This is a genomic window from Photorhabdus temperata (assembly GCF_025384845.1).
GTDB classification, from domain to species: Bacteria; Pseudomonadota; Gammaproteobacteria; order Enterobacterales; family Enterobacteriaceae; genus Photorhabdus; species Photorhabdus temperata.
This window is the reverse complement of the sequence record NZ_JAJAFX010000039.1, coordinates 1-21,321: the sequence shown is the minus strand read 5'-3', so window position 1 is coordinate 21,321 and position 21,321 is coordinate 1. Positions and strand designations below refer to the sequence as shown.

The window sequence follows — 21,321 nt, the reverse complement described above, 5'->3', positions numbered from 1 at the left end:
GTTTACGCTCTCTCAGGAAGGAAAAGCCAGTGATTTGATGGTGACGGGAACGACGGTGCCACCAAATAATGGAATCCCAATATCGATATAATCTCCGGTGTGGGTAATCACTTCGTCGATTACCGCCAGTGGCCGTTCTTCCATCAGAGGATGCAGCAGCATACCCAGTGCTTTACCAAAGTCTTGACCGGCAACTATCAGCAGCGGATGGGAAGAGGGATAACGTTCGGTAAAATCCTGTAAAGCGGTGATGCATGTTTGTACTGCGGCATAATTGACTGGCAGGGCATCGGGCAGAGCCAGGGCATACAGATCTTGTTGTGGGTCAAGGTCCATTTGTGTCAGTGCTTGCCGCCAGGCTTCTGTCAGTGATTCAGTGACCTCTGTTCCAGGATGAACCACAGGGATGTTGCACAGTGGCAGCGACAGTGTATCAAGCCAGATAGTGCTACCGGATAGCGATAATGTATGAGCGCCGGCACCGATTACGGTGGCGCGGACGGTTTGTTTTGGTACTTGCAGCGGCAGCTTGATGAAATCATGATCACGATGAATAGCGTTCGCCAGTAGTGGCCCCAGATCGTGAAAACGGAATAGATCGCTGTCTGACGCTTGACGATAACATTCACCTACACCGCCGGAGAGGGTGACAGCATAGAGTTCATCACAGTTTGGCAGTGGCTCAGTCATCAGCAATTGCTGTGCCAGTGGGGTGAGATGTCCGACGGCGACTTCCCATAGCAACTGTGACATTCGGGCGGCGATCTGTTGTATTTGTGTGGTTGTCAGATGTTGAACATCGGTGTTTTCACCAAACAGAGAATGAATGATGAGCGCTCCGGGCGGATGTGCCCGTAAGACTTTTCCTTGAGGATCGGTCTCCAATAAGCGACCGCCGACATTCAGGCAAGCGGAGGCGATAAGTCGTCCGGCATCGAACAGCGCGTAGTTTGCTGTGCCGCCGCCAATGTCAATGTTGAGCACTCTGGCCATCTTCTGTTGTGACAGTGCCTGAGCGCCGGAACCAAAGCCAGCAATCACTGATTCCAGATGTGGCCCCGCCGTTGCTACAACAAAATCCCCCAGTTTCTGGGCCAGTGCCATGACCGCAGGACGTGCGTTACTGGTTTTAGCGGTTTCACCAGTAATGATCACCGCCCCGGAATCGATGTTCTCCGGATCGATGCCGGCTGCCTGATATTGCGCCTGAATTAAATTGAGCAGTTCTTCTTCACGCAGTTGCCCGGCGAAATCCACGGGAGTAAATAACACCGGGCTTTGCCAGATAATCTCGCGTCGGACAAACTCATAACGTGGCACTTGTGATACTGCTGCCCGGTTCACCAGCGACAGACGCGAAAAGATCACTTGTGTGGTGGTGGTACCGATATCAATACCGACACTGAATAATTCCTTGACCTCCATAGCTACGCCCCTTGTCTGTAATAAGGCGTATGTTGGCATTTTTTTCTATAAATCAGTATTAAATGTCGGCAATTTGGTCGGAAAGTCAACGGTAATCACAAAAACGTCAGGGGTTATAATAAAAATGGTGTAGGGACACGTTGTCATCATCAATACATCAGGAAAAGTGAAGAATTATTGATCTCACACCATATCGTGTTACCAGCTATGGGTAATATATCTTCTAACAGACTTTCGTTACAGGGTGAGAAAAATGATGAATAGCGGAAAAGTTTGGTTGGTAGGCGCCGGTCCTGGTGATGCGGCACTGATTACTGTCAGAGGATTACATTGTATTCGTCAGGCTGATGCGCTGGTATATGATCGGTTAGTCAGCCCGGATCTATTATCTGAAGCACCCGATCGCTGCAAAATGATCAACGTCGGCAAAACGCCGAATTACCACCCAGTGCCGCAACGGCAAATCAATCAGATCCTGGTCGAGTGCGCACAACAGGGGTTAAATGTTGTCCGCTTGAAAGGGGGCGATCCTTACGTGTTTGGGCGTGGTGGCGAAGAGGCCGAAGCGTTGGCGCTGGCGAAGATCCCTTTTGAAGTTGTACCGGGTATCAGCTCATCAATTGGTGGCCTGGCTTGTGCTGGGATCCCTGTGACTCATCGTGATTATGCTTCAGGTTTTCATGTTATTACCGGCCATTTGCGTCAGGGAAATGAGCCGCAGGATTGGGCGACACTGGCAAAGCTGGAGGGCACGCTGGTGATCCTGATGGGAATGACGCAACTGGCGAGCATTTGTGAGCAATTGATCGCAGGCGGTAAAGCACCGACAACCCCAGCGGCGGTGGTGATGCATGCCAGTCACCAGCAACAGCAAGTAGCCAGTGCAACTTTGTTAACGCTGGCACAGCAAGTGGCCGCTCAGGGATTGACTGCGCCGGCATTGATTGTTATTGGTGATGTGGTGCGTCTGCGGGAAACATTGGCTTGTCGCCGGGAGCGTTTGTTGCTGGCATCCGTTTCATCACTGATGGCACTTTGATTCTCTATTCAACATCTGGATTTGACATTTGATGAGCGAACATGGCGGCAATGTGCTGGAAATGGCGCAGAAAATCGGTGTTACAGCAGAGGAACTCACGGATTTCAGCGCTAATATTAACCCGCTGGGGATGCCGGTATCCCTGAAAGCGGCCATTATCGACCAGTTGCAACGTGCAGAATGTTACCCTGATACCGAATATCGCCGGTTACATGCAGCACTGGCGCATGTTCATCATTGCACCGTCGAAAACCTGATAGCGGGTAACGGTGCCACTGAACTGATTTATGCGGTAGTGAATTATCTTAAGCCGCGCCGCGCTATGCTATTGATTCCAGGATTCGCTGAATATCGGCGCGCTTTACTGCGGGTTGGTTGCCAGATTGATGATTATGTGATGAGTGAAACCGAGGGTTATCAGCTTGATGAGCGTTTGCTGGCGACATTGGATCATTGTCGTCCTGATTGTCTGTTTCTTGCCACACCGAATAACCCAACCGGCCTGATGCCGGATGCTGAACTGTTACAGGCGGTGCTTGAACGTTGTCACCAACATAATATCGCGCTGATTGTCGATGAAGCGTTTATTGATTTTCTCCCGGATGCTGCCGGACTTATTCCCAACATAGCCCATTATCCTCACCTCTATATTTTGCGTTCATTAACGAAGTTTTTTGCTATTCCGGGATTACGTCTTGGCTATCTGGTCAGCGGTGATGTAATAGGTATTCGGGAGATGAAATGCTGGCGGGAGCCGTGGACCATTAATGCTTTTGCGGCATTGGCCGGTGAAATCATTCTCAATGATAAGGCTTACATTCAGGCAACACACCGTTGGCTGGCACAGCAGCAACGTTGGCTCTATCAGGCATTAGCTGCGTTGCCGGGATTATGTGTCTGGCCTCCCGCGGCCAATTATATTTTCTTGCGTTGCCTGCACCCGGAAATTGATCTCCAGCAAGCGTTGCTGAAACACCGGATACTTATCCGCCATTGCGCTAACTATCCAGGCTTGAGTGCTGCCCATTACCGGGTTGCCATAAAGGGCAAGCATGATAATCATCGGTTGGTATTGGCGTTGCGTCAGGTATTGGGTTATGGCTGAAGCCCGCTGTCCTGCATCGTGCGGTGAACTTATTCAAGGATGGATTCTCGGTGGTGAGAAGTTGATCTCCTGTCCGGTGAACTGGTTTAGTGAGGTTTCTGTTACTGATGGCGTACCGGGGAAACATGAACGTCCCCGTATGCGGCAAATGATGAAAACTGTACTGGCGTACTTCGGCCTGTCGGTGGATATGGCGCGAGGTTTACACATCTCTTTAACTTCCACGATTCCGGTGGCAAAAGGGCTGGCAAGCAGTACCGCAGATATTGCCGCTACGGCGCTGGCGACGGCGCGTTATTTGGGAAAAACGCTGGATGAAACAACACTTGCCCGGTTTTGCGTACAGATGGAACCTACGGATAGTACGCTGTTCAGTCATCTTACCTTGTTCGATCATCAAACGGGCGCGACTCAAATTGCATGTGACTGGCAGCCGCCTATAGACATTTTGCTATTGGAAAGCCCGGAAACGTTGATTACGGCTGATTATCATCATTTGGAGCGACATCAGACATTGCTGGAAAGCGCCTCAATATTGGAGCGCTCCTGGCGACTATTTTGTCAGGCGGTTGCCACACAGGATTGTTGGCGGTTGGGGGAAGCCACGACGCTCAGTGCGCAGGCGAGTCAAAAACTGTTGGTAAAACCGGCATTTGACAGCTTGCTGGAACTGGTAGAGCGCAGTGGGATCTACGGGTTGAATGTTGCTCATAGCGGCAGTGTTGTAGGGTTGTTGTGTGATCGTCATCATCATGATGTTGAGTACCTATGTTGGTGGCTAAAACAACGGGGTATCACCCGTTTTTATCCGCGTCAGCATTTGCTGACTATGATACCGGGTGGCGTGCGTTAGCAGAGGAGAGGGGATCATGCTGGATTATTTGCCGATGTTTTGTCAGATTCGGGATAAAACTTGCCTGTTGGTTGGGGGAGGTAAGGTGGCCGAACGCAAAGCGCGTCTATTATTGGATGCCGGTGCGCGTCTACTGGTTAATGCACCGGAATTCACTGCGCCATTCCAGATTTGGGAAGATGCGGGTCAAGTGACACTGATTCGTGGTGAGTTTGAGCCTCATTGGCTTGATCTCTGTTGGTTGGTGATTGCTGCGACCAATGATGCAGCAGTTAATGGTTATGTCAGTGATTGTGCGACGGAGCGCCGTATTTTCTGTAATGTGGTGGATGAACCACAACAGGCAAGTTTTATTACACCGTCGGTCATTGATCGCTCGCCGCTGGTGATTGCTATCTCTTCCGGGGGGAATGCACCGGTATTGGTCAGGTTATTGCGTGAAAAACTGGAACGGCTGTTACCGATGCATCTTGGCCGTCTGGCTGCTTACGGCGGGACACTTCGCCAGCGGGTAAAACGGCATTTTCATCATCTGGCGACCCGCCGTCGCTTTTGGGAACAGTTTTTTACCAGTGAGCCGTTGACGCAATCGTTGATCAGCCAAGATTATCAACAAGTTGAGCGTGTAACAGAAACACTGTTCTCTGAGTTATCTCAAGCAGATACAAGCAAAACAGATAATTGCTCTTTGACTGACCAACATTACTGGAGTGATAAACATGAGTGAGGAGCGGTATAAACAGAGGAAACAGCGGCAAAAAGAGAGATTCATGGCACAAGTTGCAGCGGCTCAGGAGAAGCGGGGGATCGTAATCATCTATACCGGCAATGGTCAAGGGAAAACAGCTGCCGCTATGGGAACCGTTACGCGGGCGTTGGGGCATGGATTAAAGGCTGGGGTTATCCAGTTTGTGAAAGGAAGATGGTCAGCCAGTGAGGGTGCTTTGCTGGAACAACATGGATTAGAGTGTCAACTCATGCCGATAGAATTTACCGGTGAAATGCGAAATCATGCCAAGGAAATAGCTGCTTGTACGGGTGCTTGGCAACATGCGCTGCGAATGATGCGTGATCCTGCTTTATCATTGGTAGTACTGAGTGAATTGGCTTATATAATAAATAATGGTTATTTGTTGCTTGATGAAATTATCAAGGCGCTAAACGAGCGGCCAATCGATCAGACCGTCATCATTACCGGACGAGATTGCCATCCTGCATTGATTGAATTGGCCGATACGGTCAGTGAAATGCGTGCTGTAAAACATGTTCTCAAGGGGAATTAAATTTTCCCTATCATTTATAGGATGTTAATTTTTCTTCTCTAAATAATAGAGGGTGAATAATCGTTCATTATTTATTTTTACTGAGATTAATTATATGGAAATATTGTTTTTAAAGTAATGAAAATATATATAAATAATATCTTATCAGCTAATCAATTATAATGAATTTGAAAGGGTATATATTCCACAAAGCTTAATGATACATTAAATAAATTCCATGAAATATATTTTTCGATCTAATAATTTTAATTTATTTACAAGTTGGAATTTCTATCTAATATTGTCGATGAAGAAATTAACGTTAATTTTTATTTTAATATATGGAATAAATTCGTGTAATCCATATCACGTTCTGTTGTACTCATTATTAAGTTTCAAACAGAACATTTACCCAATAGATTTCAAGTTGCAGCCAACAAAGCAGCAACTTGAAAGATGAAGGGTATAGTTATTTAACTTATAAATTAAGAGATATAATATGTCTATTGAAAATACCAATGTAGCTGATCAAATAACTGGCAAAGATTCAGTTGTACTTGGACATGCAGAAGCGCCGGCAGTACATTCTATCGCGATTGGTGCTTCGCCCCGGAATTCTAAAACAATCAGTGAAGCCGCTATTGCTATTGGGCAAAATCAACTTGCGGGTAAACAGGGTGATGTGAAGGTGGTTTGGCCAATTGCGATTGGTGCTGATTCTATATCCAGTGGCCTGGCTTCTATCGCTTTAGGGCAAAAGGTAACAGCCAGTGCGGCTCAGGCAGTGGCGATTGGTCAACACTCCTCTGCAACAGAACAAGGGAGCGTTGCATTAGGTGCAGATTCAATTGCTAATAAACCGAACGTTGTTTCTGTAGGAAAAACCGGCCATGAACGTAAGATTGTGCATGTTGCTGCCGGGGATATTTCAAATCACAGTACTGACGCAGTTAATGGTCAGCAATTACATGCTGAATCGGCAAAGCTTGAAATATTATTGGATGCAAAGAATAAGCAATTGGAAGAGAGAATTGAAACTCTGGAAAGTGATGTAGCCAATCTGACTCTGCTGATTCAGAATAGTGTGGATGATGTTGCATTATTGAAGAAACGACTGCTTGATGCATTAAGTTATTAATGTAAGTTAACTATTGTCTTATACATTCTTGGTCATTAGGCCAAGAATTTTGACCCGCTCCGCAGCATAAAAGCCAGTTCGAAACTGGCTTTTCACTCATCGGATAAAAACTTAAAGAAAATGAGGTGTTGACAGATAGATAACAACGCCGTGAACACTTGAGATAAAAGATTTGACAGATTTCATGATAGGTTCTCTTTATTGGTAAAATGTGATTTTTTTCACGAAAATCTAAATTGTGTCGGTGATTTTAATCAGAAAAACTTCAGAGTCAAGTTGTTTTTAAAAATTATTTTAATGATTAAAATAATTTTGTATGGCACTTTAAGTAGCAGGAAGCCTGCATCTTACAGAGATAGAATGCTGATCGGTGGTGCAGACGCGGTGAGGTATAAGCCGAGGCAAGGTTTTTTGTGTTTAAGCAGATAAGACTTTTTGTTGTTTCCAGTGAGATAATGAATATATATATGCTGGTTTTTATCTGGGGAATTTAACTTAGCATTTACCTTGGTAAATTAAATATTGATATTTGCCGGAGTTGTGAAAATAATAAGCTAATCTCGTGGTTATATTAGTATTAAATGATAAACAAACTAAATATTTTTAGAGATATATAAAATCTTAACATTAATAATTAGGTTGGTGAATTATGAACTAATACATTGATGTACTTTGGTAAATATAATAATGATGAATAACGTTTAGAAGTTTCATTTGAATACAATAGATATGCTTTATTTTTGGTATGTTTTTAATTTCAATGTGTTGGGTTTTTTATTTCTGCTAATCATATAAAAATAGTTGATCATTTAATTTATAAAGATGTTTCATTATGGTTTATTTAAACTAGACTATGATTGACATGAATTACTGGAGACTTTTTCTGGTAATTAAATATATTGCTTATAAAATAATATTATTTAATTTAAGGAGTATATATGAGTCCTAAGAATGATTTTAAAGCTTTTTCTATTAGTAATAATGCTAATGTAGTCAGTCAGCAATTATATGAAGTCAGTTCAGAATTGCCGACTGGATTCCCACCATATACTGTTACCACTCATGTGTTAAATAAGGTATTGCGTCAAGCCTCGACAATATCATCTGTTGTCGCTGATTTTATTGCGTCACAATCTGGTGAGGATGTTTTGGATGACGGTAATATAGCTAAACTTACTCTACAATTAAATAAAGCCTTAGAACAAAAATTCATAACAGGAGTTCCCAATGCTTCATTAATACAAAAAGGCATTGTTCAACTTACCAATGTGGTTGGTGATAGCGATACATTGGCTGTGACGCAAAAGCTTGTTAAGGAAATAGTCAATTCGTTGCTTGGAAATATTAATGGCAGGGTACCTAATAATCGGAAAGTCAACGGAAAGGCATTGTCTGAGGATATTACTATTTCTGCGATTGATGTCGGAGCAAAACGCCCAGGTGATATCTATTTATCTGCACATCCAACATCAGATTTGGCTAACGGGGAGTATATTGCGAATGGTGATGTTTATGCGATTGATTCAATTGTTGGTAGTGCATTGAATAATTTATCAGATGCATATAAAGCAGCATGGGGAATTAAGCAGACTGGCGATAAAATCAACCTTCCTAATCTGTTTGTTGATGGGAGAGGGGTATTCATGCGTGCGGGTTTGAATCCTGGTGTGATACAAGGCGATGCAATTAGAAACATGACAGGCGATGTGGGGTTGTGGCATGATGGGTTTATTGCTCGTACCAGCGGAGCATTTTATGGTGTTAATGCGACCTCCCAAGCAAGTATTATGAAAAAGGATGTTCCTGATGCATATGCCAAATTCGCATATGCCACTTTTGATGCTTCAAGAGTAGTGCCAACAGCAAACGAAAATCGCCCGCTCAATGTCAGTATGATACCCATAATTTATTTGGGAGCATGAAACGAAGCAATGATAAATTATTATTTTGATAATACTAAGCTACATCGGCCATTTATTGGATCGGCTGATGCTAATCCGGGCAGTGAACCACCGGTGAATGCTTTACGAATACAGCCACCATTTAAAGATGGATTTTGGCCATGTGAAAAATCAGGGCAATGGGAGCTTGTTGAGAATAAAAGGGGAGTCACGATTTACGATATTGTATCAGGGCAATCACAGAAGAATAGAGAAGTCATTATTCCCGATGGTTTTACTGAACAGTTAAGACCTTCGCAATATCATCATTGGGATGGAGAATGGTTAATTTCGACAGATGATGAAGAAAAGTGGAAAAGTGATATTCAGCAAACCAGAATTAACGATGCTGAAAATAAGAAGCAGCAACTTCTACTTAGGGTAAGTAAACAGATAGCACCATTACAAGATGCTATTGATCTGGGTATGGCAAGTGATGATGAAAAATCGCTGTTAACAGTCTTGAAAAAATATAGGGTATTACTGAATCGGGTAGATATTTCACAGGCGCCCGATATTGAATGGCCGGAACAGCCAGAATGATGAAAATGGCCTGAATAAATAAGTCTTTTCTACCGTGGTTTTGGAGCATTTTTGATTGTAGTGTGTTGGATTATTTACTACTGTCAGTTATACAAAAATAGTTAATCCTTTTGGTCATAAAAAACTCATTATTATTTTTATGAACTAGACTATTATTGATGGGAATTGTGAGAAATTATCTTTGCAATAGTTCAGTCTGTTTCTATGTAATAATGTTATTTAATTTAAGGAGATGTGTATGAGTGAAAAAAATGATTTTAAAGTTTTTGCTGCTAGTAATAACGCTAATATTATAAGTCAAGAAATATATGAAGAAAGTCAGAGTTTGCAGACCGGGTTTCCACCAGAGAATATTCCCATTCATGTATTAAATAAGGCGTTACGTCAGTCGTCAACGGTATCATCTGTAGTTACTAATTTTATTGCGACACAATCTGGTGATAATGTTCTTGATGATGGTGATATCGCCAAACTTACCACACAATTAGATAAAGCTTTGGGACAAAAAATCAAAACAGCATTTAATAGCAGTAAAGCGCTACTCGCAGTAAATGGATGGTGGAAATGTGGCGACACTGGAATAATTATTCAGTGGGGGCAAGAAAATGCTTCAATAAGTAGAAATGATTACAGAAATTTCACGATTCCATTTCCTAATGCTTGTGGTCAGATTGTTGCAACCTATTCCAGTTTCGATAATTACGGGTTTGGTGTTGCTGCTTTAGCTGTCTCTGCGAGTCAATTTATTCTAACGTGCAGAGATGCTAGAGGATCTTTAGTGAGTTGTTCGGTTAGATATTTAGCAATAGGATATTAATTATGTATTATTATAGTGCGGAAACAAATGCATTCTACCCTGTAGAATTGAAACTGGATTATATTGCTTCTGGTTCATTGCCCGATGATATTATAGAAGTCAGTGATGATATTTATCGAGAATATGCCGCTAATACTGCGCCAGAAGGAAAATATCGTAGAGCAAGTGAAAATGGTTTACCGGAATGGGCAGATATTCCTCCACCAACAAAAGAAGAATCGCAGAATTATGTTGAAGATAAAAAACAAAAACTTATGATGAAAGCCAGTGAGAGAATAGCGCCACTACAAGATGCTGTTGATTTAGGTATTGCAACAGAAGCTGAAAAGGAGGCTTTATTATCATGGAAGAAATATAGAGTGATGCTGAATAGGATTGACATTAAACAGGCTCCTGATATTGAATGGCCGGAAGAGCTAAAATAATGAAAATGGCCTGAATAAACAGGCCATTCATACAATACTTTATTGTTGTTGTAATTATAATATTGAAAGATTCAGTCTGATATATGAAAACGATGGAATAGTTTCATGTATTGAATGTCAATTGGTTAGATATATTTCCAGTTACAACTTGTTTGGCTGTTTATTGCTTCTAATTATACAAAAATAATTATTCTTCTAAGTTATAAGAACATTTTATTATTGTTTTTATGAACTAAACTATGACTGCCGTAAATTATGAAGGATTGCTTTAACAATTATTAAACATATTGGTTGTGAATAATGCTATTTAATTTAAGGAGTATATATGAGTGCCAAGAATGATTTTAAGGCTTTTTCTATTGGTAATAGTGCTAATATAGTGAACCAGGAAAAGTATGAAGGACACCAGAGCTTGCAGACTGGATTTACGCTAAATGACATTCCTGCTGATCTATTAAACAAGGTATTACGTCAATCATCGATAATCGCATCTATGATAGCTAATTTTATCGCGACGCAATCTGGCGATGATGTTTTAGATAATGGTGATATAACTAAACTCACCGAGCAATTAAATAGGGCTTTAGAAAAAGAAATTGCAACAAAAGCGCCAAATGCCTCATTAACACAAAAAGGCGTTGTTCAGCTTACCGATGTATTAGGCAATAGTGACACATTAGCTGTTACGCAAAAACTTATTCAGGAAATAATAAATTCATTACGTGACAATATTAATGCCAAGGTACACAATACCCGAAAAATTAATGGGAAAGTATTAGCTGAAGATATCAATATTACTTCTCAGGATATCTTTGCTGGACAGGCGATTAATTTAGGTAATAATGCGGATTTGGATAGTTACAAAACACCGGGAATTTATTATCAAGAACATAATTCCAGTGCCCAAAGTGGAATTAATTACCCTGAACCGTTCGCCGGTTCGCTTGTTGTATTGAAAGCGGCTGGGGTTGTTCAACGTTATTTCGTCTATAACAGCAGCCGGGTATATACACGTAGCCAATTTCATGATAATCCATGGACCCCTTGGGTTAGAGAATATAATGCAGTGAATAAACCTACTGCTGAGGATGTTGGAGCATATACCAAAGCAGATTCTGATGCCCGATATATTACAGGGATCCGTAAAGTCAATGGCAAGGCTTTAGCTGCGGATATCAATATTACTTCTCAGGATATCTTGGCTGACCAGGCGATTAATTTAGGGGGTAGTGCGAATTTGGATAGCTACAAAACACCGGGGATTTATTATCAAGAGTCTAATGCTCATGCCAAAAGTGGCAGTAATTACCCTGAGCCGTTCGCGGGTTCGCTTGTCGTGTTGAAAGCAGCTGGCGTCATTCAACGTTATTTCGTCTATAACAGCAGCCGGGTATATACACGTAGCCAATTCCATGATAATCCATGGACCCCTTGGGTTAGAGAATATAATGCGGTGAATAAACCTACCGCTGAGGATGTTGGAGCGTATGCCAAAGCAGACTCTGATGCTCGATATATTACAGGGATCCGTAAAGTCAATGGAAAAGCTTTAGCTGCGGATATCAATATTACCTCTCAGGATATCTTGGCTGGGCAGGCGATTAATTTAGGGGGTAGTGCGAATTTAGATAGCTACAAAACACCGGGAATTTATTATCAAGAGTCTAATGCCCATGCCAAAAATGGCAGTAATTACCCTGAACCGTTCGCGGGTTCACTTATTGTATTGAAAGCAGCCGGCGTCATTCAACGTTATTACGTCTATAATAGCAGCCGGGTATATACACGTAGCCAGTTTCATGATAATCCATGGACACCTTGGGCTCAGGAATATAATACGTTAAATAAACCTTCTGCTAATACTATTGAAGAGTATACGAAAACAGAGTCGGATAATCTTTATATTACTGGCGTTCGTCTTGGTGCTGAAATTTATAGCAAAGATGGAGATGATTCTGCCGAGATGCTTTATTCTAGCCCTATGCAGTTTTCTAGTAACGGTCAATGGTTCACTATCGTACGAGGATAATAATAATGAATTTAATAAATGTTGGTCCATTTGAACAATATATACCTGACAGTGAAAACGCTATTCAATTTGCGCTTTATCTTCAAGATAAGCAGGGCAATGATTGGTATAGATCTCAAAGTCAATTTTCAATAGATACATTAAAAATCATGTATGATGCGACAGGCCTCATTCGTGCAATAACAACAGATGTATCTAAATTGGCGCCACTTGGCTTTTCCGTCGCAGAAATTAATAAGAATGATGCGCCGATAGGATTTGATGAGAAAACCAAAGAGAAATGGATATTTGACGGTCATAAAATATTACTTTATGCTGCGACTAAAGAAGAATTAATACAGAAAGCAGAATATGAGAAATTTCAACTACTAACTAAAGTTAATAATATCGTTACGCCACTACAAGATGCTGTTGATTTAGATATTGCTACAGAAGCTGAAAAAGAGGCTTTATTAGCATGGAAGAAATATAGAGTGATGTTGAACAGAGTTGATATTTCATTAGTCCCTGATGTTAAGTGGCCGGAGCAGCCGAAATAATGAAAATGGTCTGAATAGATTGGCTATTTATACAATGATTTTGTGGATGTTGAATTAAGATACTGAGAGATTCAGCCTTGAGCTTGAAATATAAAAATTGTTAACATTATAAGTTATAAGAATATTTAATTAACTTGAGAAAGTACCTAAGGCACGATCAGAGTATTTGCAAATACTCTGATCGTGGAAGTATTCAGGCATGGTTAATTTAGAAATGTTTTACTGTAAAATCGATGGTTTTTGCCAGCAGCTTATACCTCAGTGGCATCCGTAGCTGGTTAAGAATGAATTCTGATTTTTTAACTTCTAGGCTTCGCTCTCTATGAGAAAAACCAAAAAACCGAATTTGAATTTACGTGCCTCGGAATTGACTGTTCTTAAATAGAGCTAGGATTAATTATAAAATAATATTATTTAATTTAAGGATTTTATATGAGTTCCAAGAATGATTTTAAAGCTTTTTCTATTAGTAATAATGCCAATGTAGTGAGTCAGGAAAGATATGAAGAAAGTAAGGATTTGCTGACTGGGTTTCCCCCAAATGATGTTCCCACTCATATGTTAAATAAAGTATTACGTCAATCTTCAACCATATCATCTGTTGTAGCTAATTTTATTGCGGAACAATCTGGTGATGATGTTCTGGATAATGGTGATATAGCTAAACTTACTGAGCAATTAAATAGGGCTTTAGAACAAAAAAGTACACCTAAAGTTCCAGATGCCTCATTAACTCAGAAAGGTGTTGTTCAGCTTACCGATGTGGTAGGTAATAGTGACACATTGGCGGTGACACAAAAGCTGGCTCAGGAAATAATAAATTCATTGCGTGAAAATATTAATGTCAGAGTACCTAATACTCGGAAAATTAACGGGAAGACATTGGCTGAGGATATTACACTTTCCGCGATTGATATCGGAGTAAAACGGCCGGGTGATATTTACTTATCTGCACATCCGGCATCAGATTTGGCTAAAGGAGAGTATATTGCGGATGGGGCTGTTCACACGATTGATTCAACTGTTGGTAGGGCATTGAATAATTTATCTGATGCATATAAGGCAGCATGGGGAATTAAGCAGAATGGTGATAAAATCAACCTCCCTAATTTGTTTGTTGATGGACGAGGGGTATTTATGCGTGCTGGGTTGACACCTGGTGTGAGACAGGGAGATACGATTAGAAATATTACAGGTGATTTGGGGTGGTGGGGGCATGGGCTTTTTACTCGAGTCAGTGGAGTATTTCATGGTGTTAAGAGTAACGCTAATGTAGTTGCTGCGGGAACGGTAGATAATAGCCAACATTCATATTCAGCCTATGCCACTTTTGATGCATCAAAAGTTGTACCAACGGCAAACGAAAATCGCCCGCTAAACGTCAGTATGATACCTATAATTTATTTGGGAGTATAAGACAATAATAAATTATTAACTGATATCCAATGGGCGTAACCACCAAAATAATGAAGATGGCCTGAATAAGCAGGCTATTTTTACAGTTATTTTTCTGATGTTATAATTTAAATGTCGAAAGATTCCATCTATAACTTGAGATAAAACTGAATGACTTATTGCTACCAATTATACAAAAACAGTTAACCTTATAAGTAATAAAGATACCTCATTATTCTTTTTCTGAACTAGACTTTAATTGGTGTGAATTGGGGATTATTTTTACAATAATTCAATATATTGATTATAACATCATTTAATTTAAGGAAGGTATATGAGTCCCAAGAATGATTTTAAGGCTTTTTCTATTAGTAATAATGCTAATGTAGCGAGTCAGGGAAGATATGAAGAAAGTAAGGATTTGCTAACTGGGTTTCCGACAAATGACGTACCTACTCATTTGTTAAATAAAGTATTGCGTCAATCGTCAACCATATCATCTGTCGTAGCCAATTTCATTGCGACACAATCTGGTAATGATGTTCTGGATGATGGGGATATAACTAAACTCACCGCACAATTAAATAGAGCTTTAGAACAAAAAACCACAACAAAGGTTCCAGATGCTTCGTTAACCCAAAAAGGCGTTGTTCAGCTGACAAATGTGATTGGCAATAGTGACACATTGGCGGTTACACAAAAGCTTGTTCAGGAAATAATAAATTTATTACGTGAAGATATTAATAATAGAGTACCTAATATCCGGAAAGTGAATGGGAAGGCGTTAAGCTCGGATATCAGTTTGAATGCCGTGGATATAGGATCATATACCAAAGCAGAAATAGACCACCAAATCAATGGCAGAGGAGCTAAAAATACAGTCTTAAAATCAGAGAATGGTTGGTGGAAATGTGGTGATACTGGGATAATATTTCAGTGGGGAATATCTAATATTACTGGATATACCAGTCCTAATGTAAATGTTAGTTTCCCAATTCCTTTCCCTCAAAAGGTTATTATAGTTGGCCAGCAAGATAGCGGTGGTGGAATTATGACAGCAATTTGGCAAATAAATAATATTCAATTATCAGGCTTCACTGCGGAAAATCTTGGCACCTTGAGTCGCAACTCTAAAGAATTTGGACCGGTAGTTGGGTCAAGATGTGTCTGGTACGCTTGGGGGTTTTAATGGCGGTACATTTCCTAACGATGTGATAAAGGTTAAAGAGTTGGTTTTTTTATTGAGTTTGTAGGTAACAATAGGCTTTAAATCAAGGGAGAATAAATAAATTCTCCCGATTGGCTTTTGCTTTAATAAAATTCCAGAAATAAAAAAACAGCCATAAATGGTTGGTAAAAATTAAGGGGAAAATAGCTTACAGATATTAAATATAAATTTAGGGTATGTTTTCGACTTTAAAATATTGGATTGCTTATTGCTGCCAATTATACAAAAACAGTTAACCTTATAAGTAATAAGAACACTGCATTATTCTTTTTCTGAATTAGACTTTGATTGGCGTGAATTGCAGAAGGATTATTTTTACAATAATTCAATATATTGATTATAACATCATTTAATTTAAGGAAGGTATATGAGTCACAAGAATGATTTTAAAGCTTTTTCTATTAGTAATAATGCCAATGTAGTGAGTCAGGAAAGATATGAAGAAAGTAAGGATTTACTGACAGGGTTTCCCCCAAATGATGTTCCCACTCATATGTTAAATAAGGCATTGCGTCAATCATCAACCATATCATCTGTCTTGGCTGATTTCATCTCGACACAATCTGGAGAGGATATTCTTGATGATGGGGATATAGCTAAACTCACTGAGCAATTAAATAGAGCATTAGAGCAGAAAATTTCGAGTATCTCTAACATTCCTGTAGGTGTGCCTGCTCCTTGGCCGACTGCCACACCGCCCGCTGGATGGTTGCAATGTAACGGTGCGGCCTTTGATAAGTTGAAATTTCCGAAATTAGCCGAAGCCTATCCTGATGGTAGATTACCTGATTTAAGAGGCGAATTTATTCGAGGTTGGGATGATGGTCGAGGTATTGATAGTGGCCGTAGAATTCTAACTCCTCAGGGAGATGCCATCAGAAATATCCAGGGTTCGTTTGCTGGCACGATAGCACCAAACTATCATTTGGCAGTAAGAGGGGCTTTTTATGCTAGCCAAGTTCTTGGAATAGCAACAGATGGCAGTTTCAAATCGGTAAGTAATCTCAACCCGGATACTACATACGGCTTTGGGTTCGACACGTCAAGAGTTGTTCCTGTAGCCTCAGAAAATCGCCCCCGCAATATAGCATTTAACTATATAGTGAGAGCAGCATAATGATCCTCATGAGTGTGGGCTTCTCTTGTCCGATTGAGATACCGCCAGATGGATTAACAGCCTGGAATAAGTACCGGGTATTACTGAGTAGGGCCGATACTTCACAGGTTCCTGATGTTGAGAGATCGGAGGTGCCGAAGTAATAAAACCGGCTTTATGTTAATTAATTAGATAGTTTTATGTTTATAGATGAGGGGCGATGGTTTGTTAATGGTGGCAAATGCCAGATTTTAAATCGGAGTTTTACCAGAGACAAATCCCGCAAATAAAAAAACCAACCCTAACAGGTTGGTTTTTCTGGGGAAACTTGGTCAGTATGATAGGGTTTAAACCTATGATCCGACACTCTATGACAATAGTATTATTTGGCTCAAGGCCTTGCTACACATGGGTTTCGCGAGTTTTGACTGTGAATGCAAACAGTGCAAATTCTGCAAACCGAATTAGTTCAAAAACTTATTAAAACCAGATATTCAAAAATGGATCTCAAAATTCAAAGTCAGAGCACAATGAAGTGGTTAAAGGAATACGAACATGTTTACTTCCAGATTAACGATGTTGCACTTATTATGTGAATACACTAGGTAAAACCAGTAACCTATTTTACAAAGGTGGATAGCCTTATGATATTCCTGAATTCTATTAGGGTTAAAATGCCTAAAGATTCAGTGTGGAGCGTTAATCGGTGGGAGTTTCAGGAAGTGATATAAGGAATAAGAGAAAAATAGTTTCCAGATGTTAAATATAAATGGATTTAGTGTTTTTTTGGTTGAGAATATTAGGTCTTTTACTCTTTGAATTATATAAAAATAATCAGCCTTCTGAGTTATAAGGGTGTTTTATTATTATTTTATTGAAATACACTGAATTGTGATAAATCGTCTATAAAATAATATTATTTAATTTAAGGAATATATATGAGTCAGAAAAATGATTTTAAAGCTTTTTCTATTAGTAATAATGCTAATGTCGTGAGTCAGAGATTATATGAAGAAAGTAAGGATTTACTGACTGGGTTTCCACCAAATGATGTTCCCACTCACTTATTAAATAAGGCATTACGTCAATCATCAACCATATCATCTGTCTTGGCTGATTTCATTTCGACACAATCTGGTGAGGATGTTCTCGATGATGGGGATATAGCTAAACTCACCGCACAATTAAATAGAGCTTTAGAACAAAAAACCACAGCAAAAGTTCCCGATGCCTCATTAACACAAAAAGGTGTTGTTCAGCTTACGGATGTGGTGGGCAATAGCGACACATTGGCGGTTACACAAAAGCTTGCTCAGGAAATAGTAAATTTATTGCGTGAAGATATTAATAATAGAGTACCTAATATCCGGAAAGTGAATGGGAAAGCGTTAAGTACAGATATTAGTCTGAGTGCAGTGGATGTAGGGGCGTATACTAAAGCGGAAGTAGATAATCGTATTAATGTAAAAGATAACAAGAATACATCCAGTAAAGGTGTTAACGGTTGGTGGAAGTGCGGGGATACAGGTGTAACTTGTCAATGGGGATACACTAAGGGGAATTTGGGAGAAAGCCGCGAGTGGGTTCAATTCCCAATTCGTTTCTCAAATGGTTGTTTTGGCGGTTTGGCGACGGTTACGTTGCTGAACAAAGTAGTAGGAATACTATCTGCATATTTTGGAGGCTCAACGCAAGAGGGTGCATGGGTGACGGTTGACCAGGCGACCAACACGTACGATCAATCACCTGTTTTTTGGTTTGCTATAGGGTATTGATATGTACATTTACGGCGTCAAAACAGAGCAGCATCGACTAATGAACATAAGCAGAGAAGAAAATTGAGCCTCTTTGGATGCGATTAGCCTGAATATTGTTACCGATGCCGAGTCGTATTGATGGTGCACTACTCAGTGATGTTAAACTGTGTAGATACTTCACAGGCTCCTGATGTTACATGGCTGGAAGTGCCGAAGTAATAAGACCGGCTTCATGCCAATTAATTAGATAGACTTATGTTTATAGGTGAGGGGAGATGGTTTGTTAATGGCGACAAATGTCAGATTTTAAATCGGAGTTTTACCAGAGCCAAATCCCTAGCATAAAAAAACCAACCCTAACAGGTTGGTTTTTCTAGGGAAATTTGGTCGGCATGATAGGATTTGAACCTACGACCCCCGACACCCCATGACTGCGACCAATTCACGTTCAAAGCCTTATGCGGTGCGGGTTGCGAGGATTTTAACTGTGAATGCAAACAGTGCAAAATGCGCAAAATCTGCATTATATACATCAATAAGTTAAGTCGGGTTTTTCCACTTATCAGACGGCTATTTCTGCGTGCGGAACTTCAACCCAGTCAACATGATTTTGAGTATAAATTTTTGTAGATTCAGCGTCACTGTGAGCCATTCGAGCTTGTGGATCTATACCCTGGATTTTAAACATGTGCGCTGCTAATGCCCTAATTTCATGAAACGTAGGGCGCTCTTCAACTGGAAGACTTGCAGCCACTCCAACTTTGTCTCTTAATTTTGAAAAAGTACGACTGAGATAATCGGGGGCAATTTGAGTTGGGTGATTAACTTCCTGGCTTATTTTATTTGATAAGCGATCCGGTACTCGATGAACAACATATGGACTTGCAATATTGTCCCGGCTAGCATCAATGATAGCCTTTATCGTTGGGCCAATCGGGATAGCTATATGTGATGCTTCTTTATGTTGGACTTTTTGTCTGTGAATATAGAGCATTCCATGGATGCCGTTTTTGGGTTCTGAATACCACATGCAACCGCAAACACCTTCCTTCGGTGATTTGATGTTGTATCTGATACGGGAAACTTCTAGCCGCGCCTGAGTCGTTTGTAATGCCAGATCCATTGCCGTTCTTAACCAAGGTTCCGCTGCATTACGGATAAGCATGAAATCATCAAATGAAAGCCTGCGACGTTTCTTTTTATCAGTACGTTTCATTTTCTTACGCTCTGCTGGATTGTCGAGCATTAATGATTCATCCATTGCGTAGCTGAATACTTTTTTTAAGAAAGAGACCTTCCTATTTTGAACGTTTGCTGACGCATCGTTATGATACTGTTTGATATAATTATTAACGTGTTCCAGTGATATTTCTGACGCGGATATATCAGTAAAAAACGCCTTCATTCGTTCTATATCATTTCGCCAGTCCGCGAGAGTGTTGTCAGACGGATTTTCATCTTTAACAATACGGGAAAATAAGTCATCAATATAATTTGACAAAGGTAATGCCTCCCCGTATTTTCCACCTGATTCTTTAACTAGTGAATTGACGGATACAGATGATTCCGGCCTCATGATATTGTTATATTCCCTTGCTATGGCAATAGCGACAGTCTTATCGCTACCTATGTTTTTCTTTTTACCATTTGTTAAAATGAAACGATATTGACCTTTATTTTTATCAAAATATAAATAATCGGGTAAATGCCTGAATTCTTTCTTCCTTGGTCTGCTTGCCATCTTACGAATCTCTGATTAATTGATTTACACATGATGAAATAACAGAGTCAACTCCCCATCTTTCAGATGAACTAACCCAAACCGACCCGTCAATAATCTTTCCCTTTAATTTTCCTATTTCTATCCAATGCTTGATAGTTCTATTGTCCGGGATAGAGTCTTTTTCAAATTCCCTAATTCCCCATGCGCTGGCTTTCATTAATTTTCCTGACATAGCCATAACTTAGCTCCATATAATAATGTGTTATTTTTCTTTTCTAACATCCCGAACATAATAAGAAAGCCAGGCTTTTGGCGTAGACTTTCTCATCTGATGCTCAGACATAATTAATTTGAACTTTGGTGTGTATTTATCAAGAATAGCTGTTGCTGCTTTATCGTCGTATTTATCGAGAGCTGTTAGCTCGCTTAAGCACTCCCTTGCTATTGCCCGTCGTCCATTTTCTAGAACTTGTTCGTTCATAGTTCGATGAGGGTTTCTTTCCAGTCCATATCTTCTAAATCAACAAGCTTCATTACGTTATCATTCATTATTCACCACTTTTTTAGTTGCAGAGAAAACTGGTTCAGATTCAAGACTAACAGTAAATATACCTAGACTTTTTCCATTAATATAAATTTCAAAGTCAATGGGCCAGTTTGATTCCCTCCCATCATTGTATTCATAGTAATCCTCTGCGGCATCTTCCGCTATATATGATTTATAGTATTCATGCCACCATGATTCAAATTCATAAGCATCATTTGGATATTTATCGCCACTTATTATATATTCGTATTTATTCATTTTCATCCTCATCATTAGTATTAATTTCATCAAGTGAGCAAAAAATTCCGTCATCATCTGTGATTCCCAGCAAGCCGAAGAATTCAACTACTTCATAATAGTTTCCGATTGTGAATTTATATGCGAAGTCTGAAATCGGATTACAATATTGCAAAGTATCACCGACATTAATTAACATTTTTTATCTCCGGCGCAGCAGGAT

Annotated in this window: 23 protein-coding genes and 1 pseudogene; 18 read left to right on the top strand and 6 right to left on the bottom strand. The window is 40.2% G+C overall.

Annotation, left to right across the window (positions count from 1 at the left end; translation table 11 throughout):
• Positions 1 to 12: 12 nt before the first annotated feature.
• Positions 13 to 1,425: an ethanolamine ammonia-lyase reactivating factor EutA gene (gene eutA / locus LGZ99_RS15480; RefSeq protein ID WP_262979297.1), complete on the bottom strand. Its 1,413-nt coding sequence runs from the start codon at positions 1,423 to 1,425 to the stop codon at positions 13 to 15.
• Between the two features lie 256 nt (positions 1,426 to 1,681).
• Here eutA and cobA point away from each other — a divergent pair, with 256 nt between their 5' ends.
• The 18 genes and pseudogenes from cobA to LGZ99_RS24865 all read left to right on the top strand — a co-directional run bounded on the left by cobA (position 1,682) and on the right by LGZ99_RS24865 (position 18,810).
• Positions 1,682 to 2,464, top strand: a complete 783-nt coding sequence (gene cobA, locus LGZ99_RS15475; RefSeq protein WP_036840109.1) for a uroporphyrinogen-III C-methyltransferase — start codon at positions 1,682 to 1,684, stop codon at positions 2,462 to 2,464.
• Between the two features lie 31 nt (positions 2,465 to 2,495).
• Entirely contained in the window at positions 2,496 to 3,569 is a 1,074-nt protein-coding gene (cobD, locus tag LGZ99_RS15470) for a threonine-phosphate decarboxylase CobD (RefSeq protein ID WP_262979296.1), read from the top strand.
• Positions 3,562 to 4,422 carry a GHMP family kinase ATP-binding protein gene (locus LGZ99_RS15465; protein ID WP_036840042.1) on the top strand — a complete coding sequence of 287 codons (861 nt, stop codon included), beginning with the start codon at positions 3,562 to 3,564 and terminating at the stop codon, positions 4,420 to 4,422. The genes cobD and LGZ99_RS15465 overlap by 8 nt, the downstream gene beginning before the upstream one ends.
• Before the next feature lie 19 nt (positions 4,423 to 4,441).
• Positions 4,442 to 5,071, top strand: a pseudogene (locus LGZ99_RS15460) (NAD(P)-dependent oxidoreductase); the annotation flags it as partial.
• A 70-nt stretch (positions 5,072 to 5,141) separates the two neighbouring features.
• Entirely contained in the window at positions 5,142 to 5,705 is a 564-nt protein-coding gene (cobO, locus tag LGZ99_RS15455; RefSeq protein ID WP_021324526.1) for a cob(I)yrinic acid a,c-diamide adenosyltransferase, read from the top strand.
• Positions 5,706 to 6,183: 478 nt separating this feature from the next.
• Positions 6,184 to 6,822 carry an adhesin gene (locus LGZ99_RS15450; protein WP_021324527.1) on the top strand — a complete coding sequence of 213 codons (639 nt, stop codon included), beginning with the start codon at positions 6,184 to 6,186 and terminating at the stop codon, positions 6,820 to 6,822.
• 938 nt (positions 6,823 to 7,760) lie between these two features.
• Positions 7,761 to 8,744 (top strand): tail fiber protein, encoded by a 984-nt coding sequence (locus tag LGZ99_RS15445; RefSeq protein ID WP_262979295.1) that lies wholly within the window; start codon positions 7,761 to 7,763, stop codon positions 8,742 to 8,744.
• Between the two features lie 9 nt (positions 8,745 to 8,753).
• Positions 8,754 to 9,305 (top strand): tail fiber assembly protein, encoded by a 552-nt coding sequence (locus LGZ99_RS15440; protein ID WP_262979294.1) that lies wholly within the window; start codon positions 8,754 to 8,756, stop codon positions 9,303 to 9,305.
• Between the two features lie 238 nt (positions 9,306 to 9,543).
• Positions 9,544 to 10,122, top strand: a complete 579-nt coding sequence (locus LGZ99_RS15435) for a gp53-like domain-containing protein (protein WP_262979293.1) — start codon at positions 9,544 to 9,546, stop codon at positions 10,120 to 10,122.
• A gap of 2 nt (positions 10,123 to 10,124) precedes the next feature.
• Positions 10,125 to 10,547 (top strand): tail fiber assembly protein, encoded by a 423-nt coding sequence (locus LGZ99_RS15430; RefSeq protein ID WP_021324531.1) that lies wholly within the window; start codon positions 10,125 to 10,127, stop codon positions 10,545 to 10,547.
• A 325-nt stretch (positions 10,548 to 10,872) separates the two neighbouring features.
• Positions 10,873 to 12,576 carry a pyocin knob domain-containing protein gene (locus tag LGZ99_RS15425; protein WP_021324532.1) on the top strand — a complete coding sequence of 568 codons (1,704 nt, stop codon included), beginning with the start codon at positions 10,873 to 10,875 and terminating at the stop codon, positions 12,574 to 12,576.
• Positions 12,577 to 12,581: 5 nt separating this feature from the next.
• Positions 12,582 to 13,115 (top strand): tail fiber assembly protein, encoded by a 534-nt coding sequence (locus LGZ99_RS15420; RefSeq protein ID WP_036840027.1) that lies wholly within the window; start codon positions 12,582 to 12,584, stop codon positions 13,113 to 13,115.
• Positions 13,116 to 13,547: 432 nt separating this feature from the next.
• Positions 13,548 to 14,531 (top strand): tail fiber protein, encoded by a 984-nt coding sequence (locus LGZ99_RS15415; protein ID WP_262979292.1) that lies wholly within the window; start codon positions 13,548 to 13,550, stop codon positions 14,529 to 14,531.
• A gap of 313 nt (positions 14,532 to 14,844) precedes the next feature.
• Positions 14,845 to 15,699, top strand: coding sequence for a gp53-like domain-containing protein (locus LGZ99_RS15410; RefSeq protein WP_023045511.1), 855 nt, complete (start codon positions 14,845 to 14,847; stop codon positions 15,697 to 15,699).
• A 406-nt stretch (positions 15,700 to 16,105) separates the two neighbouring features.
• Positions 16,106 to 16,855 carry a phage tail protein gene (locus LGZ99_RS15405; RefSeq protein ID WP_021324538.1) on the top strand — a complete coding sequence of 250 codons (750 nt, stop codon included), beginning with the start codon at positions 16,106 to 16,108 and terminating at the stop codon, positions 16,853 to 16,855.
• Positions 16,855 to 16,998 (top strand): tail fiber assembly protein, encoded by a 144-nt coding sequence (locus LGZ99_RS15400; RefSeq protein WP_081704237.1) that lies wholly within the window; start codon positions 16,855 to 16,857, stop codon positions 16,996 to 16,998. The genes LGZ99_RS15405 and LGZ99_RS15400 overlap by 1 nt, the downstream gene beginning before the upstream one ends.
• A 774-nt stretch (positions 16,999 to 17,772) precedes the next feature.
• Positions 17,773 to 18,609: a gp53-like domain-containing protein gene (locus tag LGZ99_RS15395; protein WP_036840023.1), complete on the top strand. Its 837-nt coding sequence runs from the start codon at positions 17,773 to 17,775 to the stop codon at positions 18,607 to 18,609.
• 120 nt (positions 18,610 to 18,729) lie between these two features.
• Positions 18,730 to 18,810, top strand: a complete 81-nt coding sequence (locus LGZ99_RS24865) for a tail fiber assembly protein (RefSeq protein WP_152552752.1) — start codon at positions 18,730 to 18,732, stop codon at positions 18,808 to 18,810.
• 343 nt (positions 18,811 to 19,153) lie between these two features.
• On the opposite strand, the gene LGZ99_RS15390 is transcribed toward LGZ99_RS24865, so the two are convergent.
• The 5 genes from LGZ99_RS15390 to LGZ99_RS15370 are packed head-to-tail and all read right to left on the bottom strand — an operon-like array spanning position 19,154 to position 21,297.
• A complete protein-coding gene (locus tag LGZ99_RS15390) occupies positions 19,154 to 20,332 on the bottom strand; it encodes a tyrosine-type recombinase/integrase (RefSeq protein ID WP_036840021.1) in 1,179 nt (392 codons plus the stop codon).
• A 1-nt stretch (position 20,333) separates the two neighbouring features.
• The gene (locus LGZ99_RS15385) at positions 20,334 to 20,552 is read right to left on the bottom strand and encodes a hypothetical protein (protein WP_036840019.1); all 219 of its coding nucleotides are present in this window, start codon (positions 20,550 to 20,552) and stop codon (positions 20,334 to 20,336) included.
• A gap of 24 nt (positions 20,553 to 20,576) precedes the next feature.
• Complete coding sequence (locus LGZ99_RS15380; RefSeq protein WP_036840017.1) at positions 20,577 to 20,795, bottom strand: hypothetical protein; 219 nt, start codon at positions 20,793 to 20,795, stop codon at positions 20,577 to 20,579.
• A gap of 60 nt (positions 20,796 to 20,855) precedes the next feature.
• Entirely contained in the window at positions 20,856 to 21,119 is a 264-nt protein-coding gene (locus LGZ99_RS15375; protein WP_155806703.1) for a hypothetical protein, read from the bottom strand.
• The gene (locus tag LGZ99_RS15370; protein WP_262979291.1) at positions 21,112 to 21,297 is read right to left on the bottom strand and encodes a hypothetical protein; all 186 of its coding nucleotides are present in this window, start codon (positions 21,295 to 21,297) and stop codon (positions 21,112 to 21,114) included. Before LGZ99_RS15370 ends, LGZ99_RS15375 begins: the two co-directional genes overlap by 8 nt.
• Positions 21,298 to 21,321 lie beyond the last annotated feature (24 nt).

What these genes read in the sequence shown, in the direction of transcription:
- eutA (WP_262979297.1), bottom strand. Translation starts at nt 1,425, where the DNA reads ATGGAGGTCAAGGAATTATTCAGTGTCGGTATTGATATCGGTACCACC.
- cobA (WP_036840109.1), top strand. Translation starts at nt 1,682, where the DNA reads ATGAATAGCGGAAAAGTTTGGTTGGTAGGCGCCGGTCCTGGTGATGCG.
- cobD (WP_262979296.1), top strand. Translation starts at nt 2,496, where the DNA reads ATGAGCGAACATGGCGGCAATGTGCTGGAAATGGCGCAGAAAATCGGT.
- LGZ99_RS15465 (WP_036840042.1), top strand. Translation starts at nt 3,562, where the DNA reads ATGGCTGAAGCCCGCTGTCCTGCATCGTGCGGTGAACTTATTCAAGGA.
- cobO (WP_021324526.1), top strand. Translation starts at nt 5,142, where the DNA reads ATGAGTGAGGAGCGGTATAAACAGAGGAAACAGCGGCAAAAAGAGAGA.
- LGZ99_RS15450 (WP_021324527.1), top strand. Translation starts at nt 6,184, where the DNA reads ATGTCTATTGAAAATACCAATGTAGCTGATCAAATAACTGGCAAAGAT.
- LGZ99_RS15445 (WP_262979295.1), top strand. Translation starts at nt 7,761, where the DNA reads ATGAGTCCTAAGAATGATTTTAAAGCTTTTTCTATTAGTAATAATGCT.
- LGZ99_RS15440 (WP_262979294.1), top strand. Translation starts at nt 8,754, where the DNA reads ATGATAAATTATTATTTTGATAATACTAAGCTACATCGGCCATTTATT.
- LGZ99_RS15435 (WP_262979293.1), top strand. Translation starts at nt 9,544, where the DNA reads ATGAGTGAAAAAAATGATTTTAAAGTTTTTGCTGCTAGTAATAACGCT.
- LGZ99_RS15430 (WP_021324531.1), top strand. Translation starts at nt 10,125, where the DNA reads ATGTATTATTATAGTGCGGAAACAAATGCATTCTACCCTGTAGAATTG.
- LGZ99_RS15425 (WP_021324532.1), top strand. Translation starts at nt 10,873, where the DNA reads ATGAGTGCCAAGAATGATTTTAAGGCTTTTTCTATTGGTAATAGTGCT.
- LGZ99_RS15420 (WP_036840027.1), top strand. Translation starts at nt 12,582, where the DNA reads ATGAATTTAATAAATGTTGGTCCATTTGAACAATATATACCTGACAGT.
- LGZ99_RS15415 (WP_262979292.1), top strand. Translation starts at nt 13,548, where the DNA reads ATGAGTTCCAAGAATGATTTTAAAGCTTTTTCTATTAGTAATAATGCC.
- LGZ99_RS15410 (WP_023045511.1), top strand. Translation starts at nt 14,845, where the DNA reads ATGAGTCCCAAGAATGATTTTAAGGCTTTTTCTATTAGTAATAATGCT.
- LGZ99_RS15405 (WP_021324538.1), top strand. Translation starts at nt 16,106, where the DNA reads ATGAGTCACAAGAATGATTTTAAAGCTTTTTCTATTAGTAATAATGCC.
- LGZ99_RS15400 (WP_081704237.1), top strand. Translation starts at nt 16,855, where the DNA reads ATGATCCTCATGAGTGTGGGCTTCTCTTGTCCGATTGAGATACCGCCA.
- LGZ99_RS15395 (WP_036840023.1), top strand. Translation starts at nt 17,773, where the DNA reads ATGAGTCAGAAAAATGATTTTAAAGCTTTTTCTATTAGTAATAATGCT.
- LGZ99_RS24865 (WP_152552752.1), top strand. Translation starts at nt 18,730, where the DNA reads ATGGTGCACTACTCAGTGATGTTAAACTGTGTAGATACTTCACAGGCT.
- LGZ99_RS15390 (WP_036840021.1), bottom strand. Translation starts at nt 20,332, where the DNA reads ATGGCAAGCAGACCAAGGAAGAAAGAATTCAGGCATTTACCCGATTAT.
- LGZ99_RS15385 (WP_036840019.1), bottom strand. Translation starts at nt 20,552, where the DNA reads ATGGCTATGTCAGGAAAATTAATGAAAGCCAGCGCATGGGGAATTAGG.
- LGZ99_RS15380 (WP_036840017.1), bottom strand. Translation starts at nt 20,795, where the DNA reads ATGAACGAACAAGTTCTAGAAAATGGACGACGGGCAATAGCAAGGGAG.
- LGZ99_RS15375 (WP_155806703.1), bottom strand. Translation starts at nt 21,119, where the DNA reads ATGAATAAATACGAATATATAATAAGTGGCGATAAATATCCAAATGAT.
- LGZ99_RS15370 (WP_262979291.1), bottom strand. Translation starts at nt 21,297, where the DNA reads ATGTTAATTAATGTCGGTGATACTTTGCAATATTGTAATCCGATTTCA.